Annotated in this window: 4 protein-coding genes; all 4 read left to right on the forward strand. The window is 72.3% G+C overall.

From position 1 onward, the window contains the following. The first annotated feature begins 193 nt into the window (after window positions 1–193). Window positions 194–877, forward strand: a complete 684-nt coding sequence (locus ACWEVN_RS47360) for an MOSC domain-containing protein (protein ID WP_449687061.1) — start codon at window positions 194–196, stop codon at window positions 875–877. Then, entirely contained in the window at window positions 867–1,469 is a 603-nt protein-coding gene (locus ACWEVN_RS47365) for a TetR/AcrR family transcriptional regulator (RefSeq protein WP_452055644.1), read from the forward strand. Before ACWEVN_RS47360 ends, ACWEVN_RS47365 begins: the two co-directional genes overlap by 11 nt. A 113-nt stretch (window positions 1,470–1,582) precedes the next feature. Continuing rightward, complete coding sequence (locus ACWEVN_RS47370) at window positions 1,583–2,056, forward strand: hypothetical protein (RefSeq protein ID WP_449687058.1); 474 nt, start codon at window positions 1,583–1,585, stop codon at window positions 2,054–2,056. 123 nt (window positions 2,057–2,179) lie between these two features. Beyond that, the coding region (locus ACWEVN_RS47375; RefSeq protein ID WP_452055645.1) for an ALF repeat-containing protein at window positions 2,180–3,094 on the forward strand (915 nt) is incomplete at its 3' end.

A 3,094-nucleotide genomic window follows, 5' to 3' on the forward strand; every position in this document is an offset into this window, starting at 1 on the left:
GGGTTTGTCAAGGCACGCTTTCCCGCCTTGACAAACCCGACCGCCGGCTGAAGAGAAAGCTGGGATGAGGGCGGGGGAGGCCTGGTGACGTCGTTGGCCGGCTTCCGCTGCCGGCCGCCGGTTCGCTTAACCCGCGGACAAGCCGGCCGGCGGAGCCAGAAAAATAAACGAACGATCGTGCTACCTTCCCCTCATGAACGTCAACGGCGTGTTCGTAGGGGAACCGAGCGTCCTGGGGTACCGGCGCGAGCGCCCGGTGCTGAGCGCGATCACGAAGGCGCGCGTCACCGCCGCGGAGCTGAACCTGACCGAGCTGAACCTCGACGGCGACCGCCAAGCCGACCTCACCGTGCACGGCGGGGTCGACAAAGCGGTCTACGTCTACCCGGCCGAGCACTACCCGGCGTGGGCGGCCGACGGCCTCGACGCCGAGCCGGGCGGGTTCGGTGAGAACGTCTCGCTGTCCGGTGTCACCGAGGACGACGTCCGGATCGGGGACGTCTGGGCCTGGGGTGACGCGCTGGTCCAGGTCTCGCAGCCGCGGCAGCCGTGCTTCAAGCTGGCCATGAAGACCGGGCGCAAGGACGTCACGCCGCTGATGATCGACAGCGGGCGCAGCGGCTGGTACCTGCGCGTCCTGCGGCCCGGCACGGTGCCGACGTCCGGGCCGGTCGAGCTCGCCGAGCGCGCGGACGGGCCGACGATCACCGAGGTGTACCTCGTCTCCTTCGCCAACTACGGGCAGCTGCCGGAGGACAAGGTCGAGGCGGCGCTGGACCTCGCCGACCGCGTGCTGGCCGCGCCCGCGCTCTCGGCGTCCTACCGCGGCGGCGTCCAGTCCACTGTGGACCGCTGGCGGGCGCGGCGTGCCGGGTGACGGCCGGGTCGCCCGCGGCGACGCGACCCGGCGGCTGGTGCTGCGCCGGGCTGTCGACGTCGCGTCGGTCGACGGTCTAGAGGGGCTGTCCCTCGGCCGGCTGGCCACCGAGCTGGAGCTGAGCAAGAGCGGCGTGTTCGCGCTCTTCGGCTCCAAGGAGGAACTGCAGCTCGCGACGATCGACGCGGCACTGCAGATCTTCCGTTCGCACGTCGTGACGCCGGCCCGGGCGGTGGCGCCCGGGCTGCCGCGGCTGCGCGCGGCGTGCGAGAAGTGGCTGACTTACTCGGAGCAGCGCGTCTTCCCGGGCGGCTGCTTCTTCTTCAACGTCGGCGCGGAGTTCGACGCGCGTCCGGGCCGGGTGCACGACGCGGTCGCGGCGGCGGGCGGCTCGTTCGCCGCCTTCCTGCGGGAAACCGCGGCGGAGGCGGTCGCGCTCGGGCACGTCGAGGCGGACGCCGAGGTGCTGGCGTTCGAGCTCCACGCGCTGGGCCGCGCGGCCAACGCCGACGCCGTTCTCGGCGGTGGGACCCGCCCCTACGAACTGGCCCGGCGGGCGATCCGGGCGCGCCTGGAAGCCGCCGGGCGTTAGCGGCCGGTGTGCCGGGTTCGCCCGTTGACTTCCCCGGTGTGGTCTCCGTAAGATCGGCTTCGGATCGGGGATTCGAGGCGGCGAAAGCCGCCTTTTTCAGGGGGATGAAAACTGTGAAGAAGTTCGCGCGCCCGCTCGTCGTGGGTGCTCTTTCCGCTGCCGTTCTGCCGTTCGTTCCGGCAATTGCCGCCGCGGACGACGTCCCGCCGCCGATCGTCGAGGAGTACGACTACCCCGGCGCCGACGCGATCTACGCGCAGTACCACATCCGGCTGCTGAAGGGTGACGGGCACATCCTGTTCACCGACTGCACCGCGAGCGGCCCGCTCGTCAAGGTGTGGAGCCGGATCGCCGAGCGTTCCTACTTCTGCTTCCGCATCACCGGGGAGTCCGGCTACCTGACCATGGACGTCCCGGACGTCTTCGCGATCACCGGCGACGCCCACGAGCTCAAGGCCACCGTGGTGATCAAGGGCACCGCGACGCCCACCGACGTCGTCAAGAACACCTACACGCCGGTCGGTGAGGGTGCCGACCCGCAGAACGGATTCACCCCGCTCGTCGAATTGCGCTCCGGCCGGTCCTGAGCCGCTCGGAAAATGCACCGCTGATCGGTAATCCGTCCATTCGCGCGGTCCGGCTGCGCTGATTCTTCGCGCGGCCGGATCCGCGATTTCGTCATGCCCAAGGGGAGACGAGAGATGAAATCGTTGCGCAGACCCGTGGCCGCCGTGCTGGCCGCCGTGGGTTTCCTGTCCGGAGTCACCGCACTGCCCGCGGCCGCCGCCGAACCGCCGCCCCCGAGCGAGCGGGCGCAGGCCCTCGAACAGCTCAAGACCGGCGGACCCGGCGTCAAGACCGCCGCCGAGCGGGCCCTCTGCGGCTCGGACGCCGACGTGCACGCCTTCCTGACCGCCGGGCTGGCCGTCGCCGCCGAGCAGGACCTGCGGGTGCGCATCTCGCAGCTCGTCTCGCGGGCGGGCCCGGGACTGCGGCGCGCCCTGCAGACTGCGGCCGGCGGCACCGTCCCGCAGATGCAGGCGTTCCTCGACACCGGGTGGCAGCAGCCCAGCCTCGACGACCTGCGCGTGCAGGTCACCCAGGCACTGGCCGCGGGCGGCCCCGGCGTCAAGCGCGCCGCCCAGACGGCGCTGGCCGGGACCCCGGAGCAGCAGCGGGAATTCCTCAGCTCCGGCCGGGCGCGGGCCCAGGCCGGCGACGACCGCGTGCGCGTCACCCAGCTGATGGCGGCCGGTGGTCCGCAGGTCAAGCGGGCCGCGCAGATCGCGCTGGACGGCACCGACGAAGACATCTCGCGCTTCCTCACGGCCGGCTACCCGGTCGCGGTCGCGCAGGACCACGAAACCCTGACCGTGTCGCAGCTCGCGGACCTCGCCGCGGACGCGCAGACGCGGGCCGCGGCCCAGACGGAGGCGGCGAAGGAGGCCGCCGCCCAGGCCGTGCAGGCCGCGGAGCTGGCCAAGCAGGCGGCGCAGCGGGCGGCCCAGGAGACCGAGGCGGCCCGCAACGACTCCCTGGTCGTACTTCGCGGCCAGTTCGGCGTGGGAGACGACGGCCGGCTCCCAGCCGTGGCCGCGCAGCCACTCCGGCGCCTCGTCGCCGAG

This window comes from Amycolatopsis sp. NPDC003861 (genome assembly GCF_053605405.1).